At 65.8% G+C, this 1,346-nt stretch carries 2 protein-coding genes; one reads left to right on the forward strand and one right to left on the reverse strand.

Going from position 1 to position 1,346, the window contains the following annotated elements; translation table 11 throughout:
• The coding region (locus tag AUC71_RS10475; protein ID WP_069624220.1) for a class I SAM-dependent methyltransferase at positions 1-633 on the reverse strand (633 nt) is incomplete at its 3' end.
• Positions 634-816: 183 nt separating this feature from the next.
• Between AUC71_RS10475 and gloB the strand changes: the two genes are divergently transcribed.
• Positions 817-1,346: hydroxyacylglutathione hydrolase (gene gloB, locus AUC71_RS10480; protein WP_083238273.1), on the forward strand; the 530-nt coding region annotated here is incomplete at its 3' end.

Consider the following 1,346-nt stretch of genomic DNA (forward strand, 5'->3'; position numbering starts at 1 on the left):
GACCTTCTGCTCGGTTTCGCGCACCGGCATGGCCGCATAGACCTGCTTCGTCGCCTCGACCATGATCACGCCGGAGAAGGTCGGCCACAGGATGAGCCCCAGGCGCTCCCAGAAGGCCGGCCAGCGGGTCAGCACGCGCCAGTTGAACGGCGGGGTGTAGAGCGCGTAGTGCCAGCCCTCGGGCTGGAACATGGCATCTTTCAGGAGCTTCGCGAGCTGGGAGCGGCTGAACGGGCTGCCATAGCCAAAGGGCGTGGTGTCGACCCGCGCCCACAAGCCCCGCCGGTTCGGCACCACGATCAGCACGCGGCCATTGGGGCTCAGCACGCGCCAGATCTCGCGCAGCAGCGTGCGCGAGCGCTCCGACCATTCCAGCATATGCACCATGAGAATGCGGTCGGCGGCTTCGTCGTCCAAAGGCAGTTCGGTCTCTTCCACGAGGGCGGTGAGGGAGGCCCCACGGTCCGGCCAGGGCAGGGCGCCGAAGCCGGCGGGCATCAGCGCGCCAACGCAGCGCGCTTCGCCGCGGAACTCGGCGAGATAGGGCGTGCCATAGCCCAGCCCGAACACGCGCATGCCCCGCACGTCGCCCCAGCGGGCCCGGATGCGGTGGCGCAGCAGGCGCCGCACCATCAGCCCCAGGCGGCGGGCGAGAAATCTTTGAGATCGATCGCGTCGAGATGCATGGCTCGATTGTGATGTGGGGGCGTTTAGAGTTCGTTCTCAAGTCCCTTCGAGGGCCGTTCAATCCTCGCGCCTCAAATGGTACGGTCCGGCGCCTCAGCCGAATTGACAAGCAAGAAAGAAGAGACCGCGATGGCCAAGCTGGACATTTATCAATTTCCGACACGCAGCGACAATTACGGCGTGCTTATCCACGATCCCGAGACGGGTGCGACCGCCGCGATCGACGCGCCCGAGGCGGAGCCGATTAAGGCGGCGCTGGGGCAGAAGGGCTGGACCCTCACCGATATCCTGGTCACGCACCACCACGCCGATCATACGGCGGGCATCGATGCTCTGAAAAAGAAGACCGGCTGCACGGTCACCGGTCCCGCACGCGAAGCGGGGCTGATCCCCGGTCTCGATGTGGAGGTGAAGGAAGGCGATACGGTCGAGATCGGCAACGCCAAGGGCCATGTGATCGAAACCCCGGGCCACACGCGCGGGCATGTCAGCTATTTCTTCCCGGAGGAGGGCGCGGTGTTCGTCGGCGACACGCTGTTCTCGGTCGGCTGCGGCAAGCTGCTCGAAGGCGACGCGCCGACCATGTGGAGTTCGCTGTCGAAGCTCGCCGTGCTGCCGCCGGAGACGGAGGTTTACTGCGGCCACGAATATACGAACGC

Origin of the sequence: Methyloceanibacter marginalis (assembly GCF_001723295.1) — a bacterium.
GTDB classification, from domain to species: Bacteria; Pseudomonadota; Alphaproteobacteria; order Rhizobiales; family Methyloligellaceae; genus Methyloceanibacter; species Methyloceanibacter marginalis.